Origin of the sequence: Sphingobacterium sp. 18053 (assembly GCF_902706145.1) — a bacterium.
In the GTDB taxonomy this organism is placed as follows: domain Bacteria; phylum Bacteroidota; class Bacteroidia; order Sphingobacteriales; family Sphingobacteriaceae; genus Sphingobacterium; species Sphingobacterium paramultivorum.
In genome coordinates this window covers 175,478-193,394 of record NZ_CACSJW010000008.1, presented here as the reverse complement: position 1 = coordinate 193,394, position 17,917 = coordinate 175,478, and the positions used below count along the sequence as shown (strand labels likewise).

The window sequence follows — 17,917 nt, the reverse complement described above, 5'->3', positions numbered from 1 at the left end:
ATATTATAATGAATTGATGCTATCTCTTGATAAGGCTTGTGGTGTAATTTTCTGACCATCCTGAAGCAAGTCAATGCCTTTGTAGACAATTCGGTCTCCCGCATTCAGCCCTTTACTTACCAGGTAATTTGCACCACTTTTTCCAATGACAGTAATAGGTTGTTGAACAACTTTATTTTCTTTACCAACGGTATAAACGAAGATTTTATCCTGCATTTCAAGGGTAGCAAGCTGCGGTACCAATAATGCTTGTGCATACTTCTTCTGTAGTCTTACACGACCGGTGTTTCCGTTGCGCAAAACTCCCTCCGGATTGTTGAATGTTGCACGAAGTGTAATCGCACCGGTATTTTTATCAAACTGCCCATCCACCATATCTATTTTTCCTTTCTGATCATAAATTGTCTGATCCGAAAGAACTAAGCTGATCGGAGGGAGGTTGTGAAGCTTTTGTTGTAAATTACTCCCTTCTGTATTGTTTTTGAATGCAATAAAGTCATTTTCTCCCAGTGAGAAATAAACATGAAGATCTCTTACATTTGACAATGCGGTAAGTGGTTGTGCGTCTGTGGGACCAACCAAACTCCCTTGTTTGCGTTGTAATCTACCGATGTATCCTTCGGCTGAAGCCCGTATTAGCGTATATCCGACATTGATTTTTGCGGTTTCAACGGCCGATAGTGCCAATTGTACATTTGCTTTAGCGGCATTACGTGCGCTAATAGCTGTTTTTAGCTGGAAGTCTGTCAGTACTTTGGTATTCACCAGCTTTGTTTTCTTTTCGACTTCTAACTCCGCATTTTCCAGACTAGCTTTTGCTGCCAGTAAATTTGCCTTCGCTTGGTTTAATTGTTCCTGATAGGGGCGGTCGTTGATCTTGAAAAGTGCCTGACCTTTAGTTACTTTGGCTCCTTCATCGACATAGATGTTTTCCAAAATTCCCTCTACCTGAGGTCTGATCTCAATATTGGCGGAAGCTTCAATAGTCGCTGGATATTCCTGGTAAACTGTCTCGCTACCATTCTCGATGGTAACGACCGGAAGGTTAACTGGTGGTGGATCAATGGGTTTACTTGTTCCGGTTGAGCAACTGTATAGAAAGATTGCACTCAACACATATGCAGTCTTTACGATATTAATTCGTTTAACACTGTTAAGTGCTGGAACGTAAATCTTTTTAAGACTTGGTGATAAATTTGTTTTCATGTGATATTAAAAATTGAAGTTTTGGTGTATTTAACGGTGTTAGATTTTTTAACGTTGTATTTTTTGTTGTAAAAAAATTTAGTCAGTCAGGGAGCGTGTGATGCCGTAAATAGCATCCTTTAATACTTCTTGATTGGTATTTTCGCCATTACCTTGGTTTACCAGATTGATCGAAATCAATCCATGTATAATAGACCAGTAGGTGAAATACTTTCTACAGATCAATTCTTCGGATGGATTTTTCTCTTTCATGATTTCACGGATGACATCACTTATCAATTTTCCGTGGGATTCTGCACATTTATATGTTTTTTCAAATCCACAACAGGCTGTTCCAACGCCGAACATTAACTGATATAATTCACGTTCTTCGAAGGCGAAATCCCAATAGCTAAACCACATTGCTTCCAATTGTTTCTCCAGATCGGTTTCAGTTGATTTCGCTTGCTTTACTTTTTTGGCAAGCAGGAGATAGCCTTGGTTGGCAAGTTCCATCAAGATGGCATCTTTATTGGCGAAATACTCGTATATCATGGGGGCAGTATATTCAATGATATCTGCAATTTTGCGCATACTCAGGGCCTGCCATCCTTCTTCTTTGACGATTTGGAGCGCAGCATCTAGAATATTGGTTCTATTCTCATCTTTGAGCCGTTGTATGCGTTCTTTACTACCCATGCTAATGCGTAAATAATTTAACAGTGTTAGGCAAAAGTGATACTTTTAATTTTATTTATTGACATCTAAAAGTCATTAAATAAAAAGGCCTTATTTTTTCGGTTCGGAAGAAGCATTTTCAGGGCTTGCAGCAAGGGTTACAATCTGTTTTATGCGATTTTTTTCTTTCTCAGTTAGGGGAAGTGCCTGTTCGATGATAGGGAGAATTTCAGTACTTTTTTCCGATTGCAATAACAGGTCGATGAAACCAAGATAGGTGCGGATAAGGTCTGTTTTAATGCCGAAGAAAATGCGTGGATCTACAATATATAATTCCTGTACTAATGCTAACAATAGGGTTTTTCTTTTTTTATCCTTTTCCGAGTTGTTGTATGCGGGTAGTAGGCCCTTTCTTTCAAGATCTGTTAATTTTACCGCGACAGCGTGCTCTAGTACATATTTTTTTTGTTTTCTATCGAGTAAATCACGTAACTCGGCAAGTAAATTTCGATAAATAACTTGTTTGGCTTTCCCCGAGAAAAGATTATCTTCTGTAGATAGGAGGATATCTTGTTGTTCGAAATGATCAAAGAAGGTAGATTCCACATAGACGGAGTGGTGGAAATTGATCGCGTTATTATTGAAACTGCTAAGTACTTTGGCAATTTCCTTTTTATCACTATTAAGAAAATAATAATAATATCGATCACCAATTTGCTGGTTCCAGCGAATGTAATTGATGGTGAAACTATAGGAAGTATCCTGGTCGGGGCTATAGCCAGTCCACGATAGTTGATCAGCTTCCTGGATTAAATGATCATAAGCCAACAGCTTTCCATTGACGCGTATGGCATAATTCCTTTCCTTATTCAAGTAGAGAAACCAACCGAATTCTTGTGCGAGGAAATTGTTAAAGTCATCGCTTTCAAAAAATGTAGCATTAAGTCCAAAAATGCCTTCAAGAGTAACTTGTGTTTCTGTATTTTTATGTACTACTGGCGTGCTTTCACTGATATCGTATTGCTCTTTACTTTCGCGATCGATTTGAATTCGGTAGTTTGAGAAATATTCATCCTTTTGAAAAACAGTATTCCAAATTGCACGTGTTGCAAAAAGCGAGAAAGAAAATCGGCCCTTTCCCTTTTTTCCTCTTGTATAGGAACTGCGTTTGAGGCTGTTCTTTTTTATAGAATCCAAAAAGTTTCCAAATGTGGAAGAAAGCGTCTCTAGGGGTATGCCTTCGCCATTGTCCTGTATGCTTATACGATTAATGTAGCCTAATTCATTACTGTCTATGAAGAGTTCGATCTGTGTGGCTTTTGCATCAAATCCATTCCAGATATATTCAGCAATGGCATGTTTGGGGTCTTTGGGAAGTCCTGCAGATTCGATACTTTGGTTGGTTATTTTTGTGCTCTTCTTCATCGTAAAGACGGTTTAGCTTAAAACTTGTAAAAAAAGATGGAAATAATTTGGTCGATTAATTCCATTTCAATGTACACTATTTTTTAGATCTCTTGATTAAAAATGTGAAAAAATAAGCAAGTCCAAAATAGATAATAAGATCGAAAAGAAGATAAATAAAATTGAAACTACTTCGATTCTCAGGTTCAAATGAGTGTTTGCCGCCAATATATTCATAAAAAGGAAATGGAAAGCCCAATCTGTTATTTCCATCGGATGGGCTATCGCATTTAGCGAAGAGAATGGTGGCCGCAACTGTTATTACACTAAAAATTACCCAGGTTTTCTTTGGGAAATTTGAAACTATCTTCATGGTTATTGGGCTTTAAGTAGTTTAAAATTACAAAATATCATATGGAGATGTATACGTCTCATTTGTGTCCATATGGCCATTGACGGCTAAAGTTGATGTGTTGATATAGAAGTTGCTTTTTTGGTAGAAAATATACCTAAATTTAGTCTATGCTTATAGAAACTTTAAAAAGCCTTTTCCGACGGGACTTAAACAGGCTGCGTGATGAAATTTCTTTGTACAAACAGGAAGGAAATATATGGCTTATTGAACGTAATATTTCCAATTCAGCTGGCAACCTATGTTTACACCTGATCGGAAATCTTCAAACATATATTGGTGCTGAAATAGGCAAGACTGGGTATATCAGAGATCGAGCGGCCGAGTTTTCGTTAAAAGACATTCCTCGAACACGATTAATAGATCAGATAGATGATACGATTGATGTGGTTACACGCTCTTTGGATCTGTTGTCAGAGGAGAACCTTCTTGAGATATATCCTATACGCGTGTTTGAGGAAAAAACAACAACGCAGTATTTGCTTGTTCATCTGACCACCCACCTAACTTATCACCTTGGCCAAATAAACTATCACCGCCGACTGCTGGATCAACCTGAGGTGTAGTTAATGTATTGGTAAACCTATTCTTATTCTAAAACATAGGAAACAAATTTATAGTATGGATGTAAGAAAAGCGGTATTATCTGATGCCCCGGAGCTCGCAACCTTGACCGAACAGCTGGGGTATCCAGCCGATATTGAAGGAATGAAAACTATTTTGGAGGATCTGTTGCGGAAGCAGGAGTATGCTGTATTTGTGGGGATTATTGATAATAAAACAGTTGGCTGGATTCAACTTCATCAGGTCATCAGTATGGAGACTGGTGTTTATGTAGAAATCATTGGCTTGGTTGTCGATGAAGAATATCGAGGTCGGGGGATAGGTCGATTATTATTGCATACGGCATCTGATTGGTCTAGGTCTCTCGATTGTTACCGTTTGCGTGTCAGATGCAATATCATTCGGACCGAGAGCCATAAGTTTTATCAAAATAGCGGTTTTATACTAAAAAAGGAGCAGAAAGTTTTTGATTCTTTGCTTTAAAAGGTGAACTTTAGCCCAATTAGATATCGAGACCATCAAACATTCTACCTGTATCGACTGTTGATTTCTCGAAGACCCGACTTAGATAAAATGAGAAGAATCTTTACATTAATTGCCTGTTGCTGTGTTTTTAATTCGCATGCACAACGTATGGACAGTATTACCACGGTGATCGCACCTGAATATGACCGAGTGGGTTTATTGCATCGATTTTGGCTTGGAGATAGTTACCGTAAACTATACAATACTCCTGTTAAGATGCGTGTGATGGATCTCGCTACTGAGCGGGGCGGGCTTCAGATTGTTAAGTTGGGTGGTGGTATGCAGACACAGTCACTTCGACTGGTAGATTCTATGGGTAGGGAGTGGGTTCTCAGGTCTATTCAGAAATACCCTGAACGTAGTCTACCAGAAAGCCTTCGAAAGACATTTGCAAAAGATATAGTACAAGATCAGATTTCGATACATCATCCATTTGGTGCATTGACCGTTCCGCCATTTAATAAAGCCTTAGGTATTCCTTCAGCTTCGCCAGAACTGGTTTTTGTAGGAGATGACCCTAGGTTCGGCGAGTATCGTGAGGTATTTAAAAATAGGGCCTATATGTTTGAGGCGCGCACCCCTTTTGAGGATCAAAAAACAGATAATAGCGCAAAAGTCATGCGTAAAGTGTTGGAAGACAACGATACGCAAATTGATCAGAAGCTCACGCTACGTGCGCGGATGCTCGACTTTACGCTTGGGGACTGGGATCGTCATCAAGATAATTGGCGTTGGGATCCCGAAAAAGAAAAAGGTAAAAAGATCTATACCCCCGTCCCAAGGGATCGGGATAAGGTATATTATAAAACTTCGGGTGTATTTCCCACATTACTTTCCTATCAATGGCTGAAGGCTCATTTGCAACCCTTTAGTCCGCATATCCGAAATGTGCCCCATTGGAATTTTAATGCGAGTACTTTTGATCATTTTTTTCTCACTCATCTTACAGAGGATGAATGGATTGACGAAATACAGTTTGTTCAGAAAACACTGACGGATTTATTGATTCATCAAGCGATGTTAACGATGCCTGATACAATTGTGAAAATGAGTGCGAATGAATTGGAAACAAATATTCGTTCAAGAAGGGACGAGCTGATGGAAAGCGGACTGACCTACTATCGATTTCTTGCGCGTGTCGTTGAACTACCATTGTCCGCCAAATCTGAATTTGTGGATGTCGATTACAATAAGGATGGCTCGGTCACTATCAATATCCACAACAAGAAAAAAGATGGTACCGAAGGGCGAAAACTGCTAAAACGCACCTTTGTACCTGATCAGACCAAAGAAGTTCGTATATATGGCATATCGGGCACTGACGAATATAAGTTACATGGATCGGGCAAATCGCCCATAAAGATCCGGCTAATTGGGGGGGATGGACAGAATCTATATCGTACAACTGATAAATTTGCCAATGGCAGCAAAGTTTATATCTATGATGGTAAAAATCAGGTGCCGGGTGCTATGCAGGTTGATGATGCTATTCATCTGAAGTTGAGCAAAGACAGCGCTGTCCATAAGTTTGACTATGAAAATTTTATCTATGATCGTAAAGGGGTCGTTTTTAACCTAGATTATGGGGTTGATCGTGGACTTATTTTTGGACTGGGGTATATGATCGAGAATCAGGGGTTCAGAAAGAAGCCTTATGCCTATCGGCATCAGTTTCTTGGCAGTTATTTGACCGGCCGCGAATCATTTATGTTTGATTACAAAGGTAATTACAAAGATCTCGTTGCAGGACATGATCTTTATATTCATCTTTCGTCCCTTGGTCCCAAAAACCTGAGTAATTTCTTTGGATATGGAAACAATACTATTTTCGATAAGTCGGATTCAAAGCGCATTTCGTATTACCGAAATCGATTTGATCTTGTGAGCGGTGACATTTTTCTGGAAAAGTACCTGGAACCTAAATTCAAGGTGTTCTATGGATCTTCTTCCGAATATTATACGAGTAGAGAATCGAATAATGTTGGACGTTATTTTGAGGAATTCCATCAAAAATATCCATCGGAACCTATCTATGGGAGTAATTTCTTTACTGGCCTTACTGGCGGGATAGATTATGATACACGTGATAATATGGCCAATCCTAAATCTGGAATATACGTACATACCAGGCTGGGCTGGAATGCTGAAATTGGAGGGGAGGGCCGCAATTATACAAAATTGCAGCATTCCATGAGTTTTTATAAAACGGTTGCCGATAACTATATTACTTTCGCCAACCGTGTGGGATTTGATGCGGTATGGGGAGATCCCTATTTTTATCAGCATGCGCAAATTGGAGGGGAAATGAGCTTAAGAGGGTATAATTCCCGACGGTTCACTGGGAAAACAGCGCTATATAATAATTTTGACATGCGATTAAAATTATTTAGCTACTCTTCTTATATCGTTCCTGGAACAGTCGGGGCAATTGGTTTTTATGATGTCGGAAGGGTATGGATGAGTCATGAAAATTCCAATGACTGGCATATGGGGTACGGTGGCGGAATTTATTTTATGCCTGGAGATCTGCTCACGATTCAGGGGGTAGTCGGTTTTAGTAAAGAAGCAACCTTGCCTTATCTTCGCGTTGGACTTTCTTTTTAAAGACCTAAAATGAAGCTTTTTAAGTGTGAAATGAAATGAAATCGGAGATCAAAAAAAAATTAGATAAGAATTTTTCGGAGCGTAGACTACGAAATAGCAGCATTGATTTATCTGTGCTAAAACACTATAAGAGTTACGCAAAAACTTTTGCCGACATTCATAATGGTATAGCTGTACTGAGTGACCTGACAGCGAACTGGAGTTATACATATTTAGGGACAATTGCGGAGCGACTTCATCTTCCTGCAGATGAAAAGAAACTGGAAATAAACGGTATTTGGGAAGATTTTCTTCTCGAACGTGTTTACCCCGATGATTTGGCCATCAAACATGCTTTGGAGCTTCAATTTCTCAACTTGGTCAAAAAAATGGATCCGGCGGAGCGATTCAATTATCGAGCAAACAGCATCCTGCGGGTTGAAGGGAGAGAGGGGCAAATCATGCAGCTGTCCCATCAAATTTTTTACTTGGACACCCCGGGACCGGAATTCCCACAGTTGGCTTTATGCTGTTATACCCTATTACCAGAAACTGAAACGTCAATCAATCTCCGAAATTATATCCTCAATCAGGTAACAGGTGTAGTTCATCACTTGGATGGTTATGGTGCGAAAACTTCAATTAGTACACGAGAGAAAGAAATTTTAAGCTGTATCAAGGAGGGGATGATTAGTAAACGAATTGCCGAAAAACTAGGCCTGAGCATAAATACAGTTAATCGGCATCGGCAAAATATACTCCAAAAGCTTCGTGTACGAAATTCATATGAAGCAGTGAGTGTGTTTAACAAGATGCAGCAGGATATACTGACTTAAGATAACGCCCACCTATGCGACTGTCTTAGGCGGGCGTCGGTATTTTTAGTTTGAATTATTCTCTTTCAGCCATTTGCTTCGACGTTGATCTGCAAGGTGTTTGATCGTAAAATAATCAAATTTGGCCTGAAAGCCATTGCCGTCTGGTGAAGCTGCCATTAGACCGACCATAACAGGGTGATTATCCTGTAGCCAGGCATTTCTCATCATGATATACTCCTTGTCATCAAAGGAATAGAAAAATTCTACAGCATCTAATCGACGTATCGCCTTGATCCAGATGTAGGGGATTTCCTTATCGATCGGAACAATGCTCCAATCACTTGTTTTATGTGTAACGACCGTACTTAAATTGTATTTTCCGTCGACAAATTCGATTCCTGCTTTTATATAGTTTTCATGATCAATGCGCAGCATAATACCTGCTTGATCGAACCGGGTTTGATAGTTCGCCGAGATCTTCGCCTTGACTTCAAACTCTCCCCCGCGTAGCGTATAGAAAAAGGGGGCGTCATCTACTGTAAATCCATAATGAGAGATACGCCAATAATCGCTTTTAGGCGTAACGAACATCGAAAGCGAATTGTCTTTGATGTTCCATTCTGTTGGCTCGTTAAACCAAAGCATCTTATCCAATTTTTGTGCGCTGGCCTGTATCGTAAGCAATGGAAATAATGAAGCTGCTAAAAATGTCTTTATAGTTTTCATGTTTTTGTTTTTGTGATGATATTCATTTTCATCAGCAAAGATATTTAAGCATAGCACAGATTTTCAATACTGATAAATAACCATGATTTCAATAATTCATCCTATTGTAATTTATTTGCAATTTAATTGCATTTAGTGTTTTTGCTACATAGTTGCAATAGTGAAAAATACTATCTTCGCTGAGTTGACTTTTAATCCATTGTAGTACCGTATTGGTATAGCCAACAGGATCGATTTCAATTTTAAACAATATAAGCAACAGCAGTATGGAATTTTGGGAACGTAATTTTATAGAGAAGCAAGAAATGTGGGGGGATGAAGCCGCAAAGTCTACAATTTTTGCATTAGGCTTTTTTTTGGAGCATAACATCAAAAATATATTGATTCCTGGGTTCGGCTACGGTCGCAATGGTCGCACTTTTTCGGAAAACGGAATAAAAATTACAGGTATTGAGATCTCGAAAACGGCAATAGAGCTCGCCCGGAAATCCTTTGGGGCAGATACGGTTATCCATCATGGTTCGGTTAATGAAATGCCTTTTGATCAGGATATATATGATGGTATATTTTGTTACGGGCTTATTCATCTATTGGATGCTGATGAACGTAATGCGTTAATCCAGCATTGTTTTGACCAATTAGCTGAAGGAGGTTATATGATTTTTACGACCGTATCAAAGCAAGCAAGCATCTACGGAAAGGGAGAGGCTATAGGCACTGATCGATTTGCAATGTTTGGTGGAGTACATATGTTCTTTTACGATGTTGATTCCATTCATGCCGAATTCGATCCCTATGGATTAATGGAAATTAGGGAAGTGGAGGAAAATTTTCCATTCTACTTCATCATTTGTCAGAAGAGGATTAATATTTAATAATGTATATATGAAAGATGATAGAAGCTATGAGGTAATTATTGTTGGGGGAAGTTATTCGGGGCTTTCTGCAGCGATGGCATTGGGACGTTCCTTGCGGAATGTGTTGATTATCGATAGTGGGCTACCATGTAATCGACAGACGCCGCACTCCCATAATTTCATCACGCATGATGGTGAAAAGCCGCTCAGTATAGCGAAAAAAGCAAGGGAAGAAGTCCTGAACTACCCGAGTGTCAAGTTCCAGAAAGGGCTTGCTGTGAGCGGCACGAAGACAGCTAGAGGGTATGAAATAACCACCGAAAATGGGGACGTCTTTCAGGCTAAAAAGCTCATTTTTGCGACCGGTGTGGAAGATATGATGCCTAGCATACAGGGATTTTCAGCCTGTTGGGGAATTTCGGTTATCCATTGCCCATATTGTCACGGTTATGAATTTCGAAAAGGAAAAACTGCTATTATGGCCAATGGTGAAAGAGCTCTTCACCTTGCAGGTTTGGTTCACAATCTGTCATCTGACTTAACGCTATTGACTTTGGGTAAGGCTAGTTTTGATATTAAGCAGAAAGCAAAACTGAAGTTACACGGTATTTCGATTATTGAAGAAGAAATAAGTAAAATCCAGCACAAGAATGGATGGGTTCAGCAGGTACAATTAAAAGACGGTCGTGAACTTGCCTTTGATGCTGTTTATGCTGCCATTCCTTTCAGGCAACATTCGCTTATTCCTGCCATGTTAGGTTGCGAATTGACCGATCAGGGACATATAAAAGCAGACAATTTCCAGAAAACAACAGTTGCGGGTGTTTTTGCCTGTGGAGATAATTCTAGTATGATGCGTTCGGTGGCGAATGCTGTTGCGACAGGAAACCTAGCTGGAGCAATGGTTAATAAAGAACTTGTCGACGAGGTTTTTTAGTGGCCGCATTGATCTGTTTTCCGGATGTGATCGCACTTTGTTAATTCATCAGGAAGTTTATATCACAAAAACTTCCTGATGCGTAAATGCTGTCTTTAAGTGTGTCCCTAGTTCGATGCTTGTCTTAAAAGAAATTCAAATGGACCGTTCTTAAATTTTTTTGTCCAAATTTTGCTGAAATAATAGCTTCCGATAAAATAGGTCGATGATAGGAAGAGAATCATCCCTGGTGATAAGGTTGCTTGCTGGTCGATTACTTGATTAAACACCCCCTTGCTAGCCAAAAAAGAAAATAATAGGATGCCCAATGTTAAATGGGATATATAATGCGTTAATGTCATCTGGCCAGTTTTCGCGAGACAGTTGACAAATGTATTGGGAGTAATAAAGCGGCTAATATACATGAAGCTGCTAATAAGTAGCAGGCTAAAACCTATTGTACTTATTAAAAATGGAAGTACCGGAGGAAGATAATCCGCGTTTAGAAAAGAGTAGGCTGTTATGCCAATGAGGTTTTGAGGAATACATTGTGCAACTTGTACTGCCAGGTATAATACCAATCCTATGAAAAACAGTTTTTTTTGAACAATGGCGTTGGTCCAGTCTAATTTACCCAGGTGCATACCGATCATGAAATAAGACATCCACGGAAAAATAGAATTCCAGCCATTATATAAAGAGTTCCTGATAAAACCCTTTAGGCTCCAGTTGTCGGTATAAGTTAGTGTATCGAAATTCCATCCGGTTTCATAAGGAATTAAAATGAGCAAAAGGTGAAAAACGATCGTGAAGAAAACTGCTCCATATATGTAGTATTGTTTATCAACGAATAGCAAGAAGGAGGCGATAAACATGTAAAATCCATAAAAGTGAAGGATATCTGCAGGCCACCAAATAGATAATAATAATCCGAGAACAAATAGAAAACCTGCTTTTTTCTGCACAATAGTCTTTAGTTTAACTTGTTCTTGCGGAGAAGCGTAAATAGATTTTTCTGTTCGCAAGGTAAGTCCCATGCCTGATAGGACAACAAATATTGTACTCGAATTGCCGCTAAAGAGCGTGAGAAACTGGCCTAGCCAACTGGTATGTTGTGGATCTCCAAGAACGAGATTAAAATTGACGATATACATCCCAAAGATTGCGTAAGCTCTCAGGATATCAAATCCTATAAATCTGATTTTTTCTGCCATGATAGTTGATTTTCAAAATGTACTGCAAATTTTGAAAGATGTACTGGTTTGGCATTTGACTTAAATCAAATAATTAGATTTTTGTGCGGACCCTGCTTAATGTTTCTAGGGAAATTCCCAGATAAGAAGCAATATAGGTAAGCGGTATATGGCGTATGAAATCTGGCTGTTCCTTAAGGAGTAGCTTATACTTTTCCATGGCGCTGAGGGTGTGAAATTCGAACAGACGTTTTTCTAACCACATTGTATAGTATTCTGTCATTAAAAGATCGAGTTGAATGAGTTGTGGATGATTTATTCTGAGATGCTGAAAAGCGTTTTTATCCATGCACGAGACAGTAACGTCTGTAATTGCCTGAATAAACTCCCTGCTAGGCTGATTCGAAACATAACTGCTAAAGGCGACTGCGACATCATGTTTAAAAAGTAGCTCAGTCGTTACTTCTTTTTTCTCATTCATATAGTATTTCCTCGTAATACCTTCCTCTATCCAAAAGCTAGACTTACAGACCTCACCTTGATATAAAAGAAATTCGCCCTTTTTGTATTTTTTGGTTTTGGAAATGGCCTGTAATGCTGAGTCTGTTTCCGCATCAAAACCGTCAATTAAAGCATTGATTTTTTTTAGATGCTCATTCATTATAGCTGATTTGAGTGATCGAAAGTTGCTGATGTTACATTTGTTGAATCCGTTCGGTCCGACCCGCCGTTTCTCTTCCCCACTCAGCAATCGACTCGAGTAGTGGAACAAGTGTTTTTCCGAATTCTGTCAGTTCGTAATCTACTTTCAAAGGAGCTTTGTCGGTATGTACAGTACGTTTTACTAAACCATCAGCCTCAAGTTCCTTTAATTGTAAGCTTAATGTACGCTCTGTAATTAGGGCGCATTCTTTTCTCAGCTCATTATAGCGTTTTTTTTCAATTAAATGAATCAAAATTACTGCCTTCCACTTGCCTCCTATGTATTTCATAGTCAGGCTGGTACTGCATGGATATTGTTTGTTGTCTATCAAATACATCTGTTACTATCAAGTTTGACCGTTATTGCAAATATATAACACTATATTTAAGTTTGCAACTATAAAAAATATAGTTAATTTAATCTTGTATATTATGGATTTTTTAGAAACTGCAAAGCAACGTTACACAACGAAAAAGTATAATTCAGAAGCGCTAATTCCGGAGGAGAAAATCGCTGAATTAAAGGAAATAATCCGATTGAGTCCATCTTCCATCAATAGCCAGCCATGGAAGTTTTTCTTTGTTTCTTCTGGGGACATGAAACAAAAACTCGCTGCCGCATCCTATTGGAACGCACAGAAGATAAATGAGGCAAGCCATCTGGTTGTCTTTAGTGCACTTACTGATGTAGATCGCTTTGAAGAGCAAATCGCAAACACGCTTCCAGAGGGATCGATTAATTACTATAAGCAATTTTTGCAGTCGAAAGGGGAGGTCCATGTTCAATCCTGGATGAAGCAACAAGTGTATCTTTCTTTGGGATTTTTCCTTGCAGCCTGTGCTGCAAATCATATTGACGCAACCCCAATGGAAGGAATTGAAAATTCGGTCTACGATGAAATACTGGAACTCGATGGCTATCAGACGCTGTTTGCAGTTGCTATTGGCTATCGACATGTGGAGGATGCAAATCAGCCTGCTATTACCGCAAAATCACGCTTGGTAATTGCAGATATAATTGAAGAATTCTAGGTAAAAAAAGATGAAACCACTATCGGTTTCATCTTTTTTACATTAGTTTAAACTTATCTTTTTGCCCTGTTCGGGGAAAATATAATTTACTTTAAGTGGATTATTCTTGAGCAATTCGTTTTTAATGATTTCAGGGTTGTTACCAGTTGGTTTTCGGTGTGTGACCACTATGCTTAGCCCTTCCAAGTTTTTCAGTCCCGTTTTTTCTTTGAGCTTTAGCAGTTCTTCTAGCAACAAATTGGGGGTTAGGTGACCAAAGAGTAAATTTTCCGGTTGATTATTTGGAAAGGAGACTTCAATCAATATACTGTTTAATTGTTTGTTTTTAATCAGTGGGGCAATGTTATTCCAGAGCTTATCTAGCTGATCGGATTTTTCCACCCGATCGGCACCGGTATCACCAAGGTAAAGGAGATAGTGGTTGTCGTAGTGGACGAGGGCAGCACTACTTTTATATGGATTTACATGGCTCAGCTCGTATGCCGTCAAAGATAATGTCGTATTTGGTACTTGCGTTTCCAGTCCCTCTTGTAAACTGTTGTAATGATACTTTCCTAGTATGGGTTTTTGGCCCTGATCCCCAAAATTGATCCAGGTATCCGTGATAAAATAGTGATTTTGTAGAATTTGAAGGACGGGATCAATAGCAAAAATGTTCTTTTTGCTATCGGCAGGAGAATTAATAATAAGACCCGATAAATGATCGAGATGTCCATGGGAAATGAAATATCCCTTTATTTGGTTATGTAAAATTGTTTCGACCGACCCATTTAGACTTTTCAATGCAATGGCTTTTCTGATGCCTGTATTTATGGTTCCGGCATCGAGGCAAAGGAAGGCCGTGTCTTTTGGAGTTCCTACTAAATAAGCAGAAAGATTGTCTTCTTGTTCGCCACCATATATTCCCAGCGGGACAAGGTCAAAATGCTGTGCCTGACAGGTCATGGTCACAAGAAATGTAAAAATGGAAAGCGCTAGTTTTTTCATGATTATTAAACTAAAAACCCATCCTTTGTTATAGGATGGGTTCAAATTTACACTATTTTTTGTTTATTGGTTGAATCGGTAACGTACACCCAGCTGAATTCTCCAGCGTGAAGTTTCATCCACACTGTTCGAGAAAGTGTTGGTTAAAGGAATCTGATTTGTTGCATCTAAATAAGGGAATGAGAATGTTGGTTGTCCCTGAGCATTCAATCCTTTGTAATTTAAGATACCGTTTGCTTTGTTGGCAAATTGGGCAACTCCCCAGCTTTTGTTGATCATATTACCGAAATTAAATACATCAAAAGTAATCTGCAATTGATGTTTCTTTCCGCTGGTATTTAAAAACACATCTTGCGCGATACGAATATCCAGTGTTCCGATCATTTTTCCTACCAATGCGTTACGTTTCGCGTATTGGCCTCTGTGTGCATTCAGGTAATTGTCCTGATTAATGTATCCGTTCAATTGAGACCATAATTGATCAGCTGTCCGGGTGTCTTGCGCATTGTCGCCAACAAGAGCAATTTCAGCTTTACTATTCGGGATATAAATCAAGTCATTGCCCGACAAACCATCATTATTCAGGTCACCGCCATAGGTATAGGAGTAACGAGGCCCATCCTGCAGTTGATAAAATAAGGAGAATGTCGTTCCTAAATGATCCAGGTATTCTTTACGGTAACAGAAGTTGGCAATAAATCTATTTTTAACCAGATAAGTCGAATAAGAAAGATCAGCACTATTTGGATTGCCCGAAACATAACGATCACGCCACATCGACTGTGCAATAGATCCCCCATCGTTCACAGATCTTGAATCTGTATAGGTATAACCGATATTTGCAAAGAAACCACCTTTGAATTCTTTCGATAATGTTCCCGTCAGGGTGTAGCTATAGCCTTTTGATGTATTGGACATCACAATAGCGTCCGAAATGTTAGGATTTTCAGGAGTCGGTTGTGCGGCGCCATAGATACGTGGTGTTGTATAACGCATACGGTTATCGGCACCAGCTAAAGCTTTTCCATCCGTTGTATTTAGATTGACGTTACGGAAATAAACCGAATTGATATCTTTCGAATACATGGCTTCAAAAGTACCAATAACACCGCCCGGTAATTTTTGGTCAACGGCAAGGTTCGTTCTCCAAAGCTGCATAAATTTGAAGTTATTATCCGTTACCGCCAAGTTATAACTCGAGTTGTTGGCTGCAGTTTGGTGGTTCACGTTGCGATAAGCATCCACATCAGGTGTAAACGGTCTATTTGTTGGATTATTGATGGATTCAGAACCAAACATGACACCATTATTGCCGGCCTGATTAGAAATCCATACTAATGGCGGACGACCTGTAAAGATCCCCGATCCACCACGTACCTGTGTTTGATTTGTTCCATTGACATTCCAATTAAATCCAATTCGTGGCGACCAAAGAATTGCACTCTTTGGATATTTTGATACATCGATCTTTTCACCTTGATCAAAATTCAACTTGGTTACATTATCATTTTTCAGTTCATTGGGAGATGATATGTTCGTCAAATCGGCTCTCAATCCAGCAGTCAATTTAAAATGATCATTTACAGCATAGGCATCCTGCGCATATAAACCAAACATACGTGCTGAAATCTCTGCGTAAGGAAATGATCCATCAGGTAAAACAGAATACTGGATTTGGTATTTGGTTGCGTTAGAAACATTATTTTTTGCAGAGTTGTAGAAATCATCTAAACTGGCAAATGTATAGGCACCATAATAGTTCGGTGCAAATCCATTGGTGGTTTTGTAGTTTTCAAAATTGGCACCCAATGTAATCTCATGTTTTCCGGCATAAATATTAAAGTTGTTGGTAGCTTGAAATACCTTCGTCTTTAAACTATTAAATGCTGTAAATGGCTCGTAACCAAATGCTGTCATGCTACTACCGTCGGGGTTCATGATGTCTACCAAAGGAAATGGCTGACCACCTTTGGATTCCCTAAAATCGTTCATGACATTGTAACCTACGGTCAATGAATTTGAATATTTGCTACTGATACGTGTGCGTAATTCTAAATTCACATTGTCCATATTGTTGTGTATACCGTAGCCTGCTGAGCTGAAAGGTAGGCCAAGGTTGGACGGTTGCCGATTATTTTTGGGCGCACCACTATTGGACGGTAGGATGTCGCGATAGGAACGAAAGTAGAAATATTTGGCGCTTAAAGTATTTTTTTGATCGATATTGTAATCTAATTTAACGGAAAATTTGTCACTGCGTGTATCTAAAGGATAATCTTGATATGATCCAGGATTATAGCCGATCGATTTTAGGTAGTTGGCTAGATCATCAAGTTTTTCCGCAGATACGGTTGAAACATTCGGCCCCGTATTTCCTCCACGTGAAGCTATAAAATTTGTTCCTGGGTCTGTTCTTCGCTCAAGCTCACCGCTTGCAAAAAAGAAAAGCTTGTTTTTGATAATTGGTCCCCCCACGGTAAAACCATAGCCTTTTAAGCTGAAGTTGTTGACTGGTGCTCTTAACCCGGCCGAATTGTATTTGTTGACTAAATTCTGATTTCTGAAATAATAATTTAACGAACCTTGTACTTCGTTTGTACCGCTTCTTGTTACAGCATTGATTGCAGCACCGGTAAAACCATTTTGTCTGACGTCATAAGGAGCGATGTTTACTGAAATCTCCTCAAAGGCGTCCATATTGATGGGTTGCGAGTTTGTTTGACTTCCGATAGTTCCCTGTAATCCAAAAGCATTATTAAATAGCGCTCCGTCGATCGTAAAGTTATTTGCAAGGTTGCTTCTTCCCGCAAAAGAAGGATTACCGTATTGCATCGAAAATTGAGGGGTCAGTTTGACAAAATCCGTAAAGCTTCGATTGAGTGTAGGTAGATTTTGAATCGCTGTTCGGGAAATGTTTTGTGCTGCACCTGTTCGGCCGGAGTTGAAGACTTTTCCCTGTCTCGTTCCTACAACGACAGCTTCATCCAACACCTGTGATGCGGACTGCATCTGAATATCCAATGTTGAGCTTTGTCCCAAAGCTAGTTTCTCTATCTGCTTGATATTGGGTGAATGGCCCAGATAAGTTACGGTGATTTGATAAGGGCCACCAATTCTCATATTGGGGAGATTGTAGCGACCGTCATTTCGTGATGAAGTAACGTACTTTGTCCCAGAAGGTAAATGTATGGCTTCGATTGTCGCCCCATTGATTGGCGAATTTCCCTCTCTGACGGTTCCATTCAGAGCAGAGGTGGTTTCATTTTGCGCATAGGTAAGTGATGTACCAATTGTGCTTAGCAAAATGCTGGTAATCAAATGTTTTCTCATTTGTT

16 protein-coding genes are annotated in these 17,917 nt (G+C 39.3%); 7 read left to right on the top strand and 9 right to left on the bottom strand.

Going from position 1 to position 17,917, the window contains the following annotated elements; genetic code table 11:
• Positions 1–3 precede the first annotated feature (3 nt).
• The 3 genes from GVK91_RS19435 to GVK91_RS19425 all read right to left on the bottom strand — a co-directional run bounded on the left by GVK91_RS19435 (position 4) and on the right by GVK91_RS19425 (position 3,288).
• Positions 4–1,206, bottom strand: a complete 1,203-nt coding sequence (locus GVK91_RS19435; protein WP_153848371.1) for an efflux RND transporter periplasmic adaptor subunit — start codon at positions 1,204–1,206, stop codon at positions 4–6.
• A gap of 78 nt (positions 1,207–1,284) precedes the next feature.
• A complete protein-coding gene (locus GVK91_RS19430; protein ID WP_088162102.1) occupies positions 1,285–1,884 on the bottom strand; it encodes a TetR/AcrR family transcriptional regulator in 600 nt (199 codons plus the stop codon).
• Between the two features lie 90 nt (positions 1,885–1,974).
• A complete protein-coding gene (locus GVK91_RS19425; protein WP_159730938.1) occupies positions 1,975–3,288 on the bottom strand; it encodes an ATP-binding protein in 1,314 nt (437 codons plus the stop codon).
• A gap of 501 nt (positions 3,289–3,789) precedes the next feature.
• On the opposite strand from GVK91_RS19425, the gene GVK91_RS19420 reads away from it, so the two are divergent.
• From GVK91_RS19420 to GVK91_RS19405, 4 genes are all read left to right on the top strand, one after another.
• Positions 3,790–4,245 (top strand): DinB family protein, encoded by a 456-nt coding sequence (locus tag GVK91_RS19420; RefSeq protein WP_153848373.1) that lies wholly within the window; start codon positions 3,790–3,792, stop codon positions 4,243–4,245.
• Positions 4,246–4,300: 55 nt separating this feature from the next.
• The gene (locus GVK91_RS19415) at positions 4,301–4,726 is read left to right on the top strand and encodes a GNAT family N-acetyltransferase (RefSeq protein ID WP_153848374.1); all 426 of its coding nucleotides are present in this window, start codon (positions 4,301–4,303) and stop codon (positions 4,724–4,726) included.
• 90 nt (positions 4,727–4,816) lie between these two features.
• Entirely contained in the window at positions 4,817–7,372 is a 2,556-nt protein-coding gene (locus GVK91_RS19410; protein WP_159730936.1) for a BamA/TamA family outer membrane protein, read from the top strand.
• Positions 7,373–7,407: 35 nt separating this feature from the next.
• Positions 7,408–8,187 (top strand): helix-turn-helix transcriptional regulator, encoded by a 780-nt coding sequence (locus tag GVK91_RS19405; protein WP_159730934.1) that lies wholly within the window; start codon positions 7,408–7,410, stop codon positions 8,185–8,187.
• 45 nt (positions 8,188–8,232) lie between these two features.
• Here GVK91_RS19405 and GVK91_RS19400 read toward each other — a convergent pair whose 3' ends face one another.
• Positions 8,233–8,895 (bottom strand): DUF1349 domain-containing protein, encoded by a 663-nt coding sequence (locus GVK91_RS19400; protein WP_075993244.1) that lies wholly within the window; start codon positions 8,893–8,895, stop codon positions 8,233–8,235.
• A 266-nt stretch (positions 8,896–9,161) separates the two neighbouring features.
• On the opposite strand from GVK91_RS19400, the gene GVK91_RS19395 reads away from it, so the two are divergent.
• Together GVK91_RS19395 and GVK91_RS19390 are read left to right on the top strand one after the other, a co-directional pair.
• Positions 9,162–9,770: a bifunctional 2-polyprenyl-6-hydroxyphenol methylase/3-demethylubiquinol 3-O-methyltransferase UbiG gene (locus GVK91_RS19395; protein ID WP_159730932.1), complete on the top strand. Its 609-nt coding sequence runs from the start codon at positions 9,162–9,164 to the stop codon at positions 9,768–9,770.
• 10 nt (positions 9,771–9,780) lie between these two features.
• Positions 9,781–10,689 carry an NAD(P)/FAD-dependent oxidoreductase gene (locus tag GVK91_RS19390; RefSeq protein ID WP_159730930.1) on the top strand — a complete coding sequence of 303 codons (909 nt, stop codon included), beginning with the start codon at positions 9,781–9,783 and terminating at the stop codon, positions 10,687–10,689.
• Positions 10,690–10,796: 107 nt separating this feature from the next.
• Here the strand turns inward: GVK91_RS19390 and GVK91_RS19385 are convergent, their stop codons facing one another.
• The 3 genes from GVK91_RS19385 to GVK91_RS19375 all read right to left on the bottom strand — a co-directional run bounded on the left by GVK91_RS19385 (position 10,797) and on the right by GVK91_RS19375 (position 12,853).
• A complete protein-coding gene (locus tag GVK91_RS19385; protein ID WP_159730928.1) occupies positions 10,797–11,882 on the bottom strand; it encodes a DUF418 domain-containing protein in 1,086 nt (361 codons plus the stop codon).
• A 73-nt stretch (positions 11,883–11,955) separates the two neighbouring features.
• Positions 11,956–12,522 carry a Crp/Fnr family transcriptional regulator gene (locus GVK91_RS19380; RefSeq protein ID WP_159730926.1) on the bottom strand — a complete coding sequence of 189 codons (567 nt, stop codon included), beginning with the start codon at positions 12,520–12,522 and terminating at the stop codon, positions 11,956–11,958.
• Positions 12,523–12,556: 34 nt separating this feature from the next.
• Positions 12,557–12,853 (bottom strand): helix-turn-helix domain-containing protein, encoded by a 297-nt coding sequence (locus tag GVK91_RS19375; protein WP_198385931.1) that lies wholly within the window; start codon positions 12,851–12,853, stop codon positions 12,557–12,559.
• 142 nt (positions 12,854–12,995) lie between these two features.
• On the opposite strand from GVK91_RS19375, the gene GVK91_RS19370 reads away from it, so the two are divergent.
• Positions 12,996–13,595, top strand: a complete 600-nt coding sequence (locus tag GVK91_RS19370) for a nitroreductase family protein (protein ID WP_159730924.1) — start codon at positions 12,996–12,998, stop codon at positions 13,593–13,595.
• A gap of 42 nt (positions 13,596–13,637) precedes the next feature.
• On the opposite strand, the gene GVK91_RS19365 is transcribed toward GVK91_RS19370, so the two are convergent.
• Complete coding sequence (locus tag GVK91_RS19365) at positions 13,638–14,582, bottom strand: MBL fold metallo-hydrolase (RefSeq protein WP_159730922.1); 945 nt, start codon at positions 14,580–14,582, stop codon at positions 13,638–13,640.
• A gap of 63 nt (positions 14,583–14,645) precedes the next feature.
• Positions 14,646–17,912 carry a TonB-dependent receptor gene (locus GVK91_RS19360; RefSeq protein WP_159730920.1) on the bottom strand — a complete coding sequence of 1,089 codons (3,267 nt, stop codon included), beginning with the start codon at positions 17,910–17,912 and terminating at the stop codon, positions 14,646–14,648.
• Positions 17,913–17,917: the final 5 nt, after the last annotated feature.

Coding starts and splice junctions, on each gene's coding strand:
- GVK91_RS19435 (WP_153848371.1), bottom strand. CDS start 1,206: ATGAAAACAAATTTATCACCAAGTCTTAAAAAGATTTACGTTCCAGCA.
- GVK91_RS19430 (WP_088162102.1), bottom strand. CDS start 1,884: ATGGGTAGTAAAGAACGCATACAACGGCTCAAAGATGAGAATAGAACC.
- GVK91_RS19425 (WP_159730938.1), bottom strand. CDS start 3,288: ATGAAGAAGAGCACAAAAATAACCAACCAAAGTATCGAATCTGCAGGA.
- GVK91_RS19420 (WP_153848373.1), top strand. CDS start 3,790: ATGCTTATAGAAACTTTAAAAAGCCTTTTCCGACGGGACTTAAACAGG.
- GVK91_RS19415 (WP_153848374.1), top strand. CDS start 4,301: ATGGATGTAAGAAAAGCGGTATTATCTGATGCCCCGGAGCTCGCAACC.
- GVK91_RS19410 (WP_159730936.1), top strand. CDS start 4,817: ATGAGAAGAATCTTTACATTAATTGCCTGTTGCTGTGTTTTTAATTCG.
- GVK91_RS19405 (WP_159730934.1), top strand. CDS start 7,408: ATGAAATCGGAGATCAAAAAAAAATTAGATAAGAATTTTTCGGAGCGT.
- GVK91_RS19400 (WP_075993244.1), bottom strand. CDS start 8,895: ATGAAAACTATAAAGACATTTTTAGCAGCTTCATTATTTCCATTGCTT.
- GVK91_RS19395 (WP_159730932.1), top strand. CDS start 9,162: ATGGAATTTTGGGAACGTAATTTTATAGAGAAGCAAGAAATGTGGGGG.
- GVK91_RS19390 (WP_159730930.1), top strand. CDS start 9,781: ATGAAAGATGATAGAAGCTATGAGGTAATTATTGTTGGGGGAAGTTAT.
- GVK91_RS19385 (WP_159730928.1), bottom strand. CDS start 11,882: ATGGCAGAAAAAATCAGATTTATAGGATTTGATATCCTGAGAGCTTAC.
- GVK91_RS19380 (WP_159730926.1), bottom strand. CDS start 12,522: ATGAATGAGCATCTAAAAAAAATCAATGCTTTAATTGACGGTTTTGAT.
- GVK91_RS19375 (WP_198385931.1), bottom strand. CDS start 12,853: ATGAAATACATAGGAGGCAAGTGGAAGGCAGTAATTTTGATTCATTTA.
- GVK91_RS19370 (WP_159730924.1), top strand. CDS start 12,996: ATGGATTTTTTAGAAACTGCAAAGCAACGTTACACAACGAAAAAGTAT.
- GVK91_RS19365 (WP_159730922.1), bottom strand. CDS start 14,582: ATGAAAAAACTAGCGCTTTCCATTTTTACATTTCTTGTGACCATGACC.
- GVK91_RS19360 (WP_159730920.1), bottom strand. CDS start 17,912: ATGAGAAAACATTTGATTACCAGCATTTTGCTAAGCACAATTGGTACA.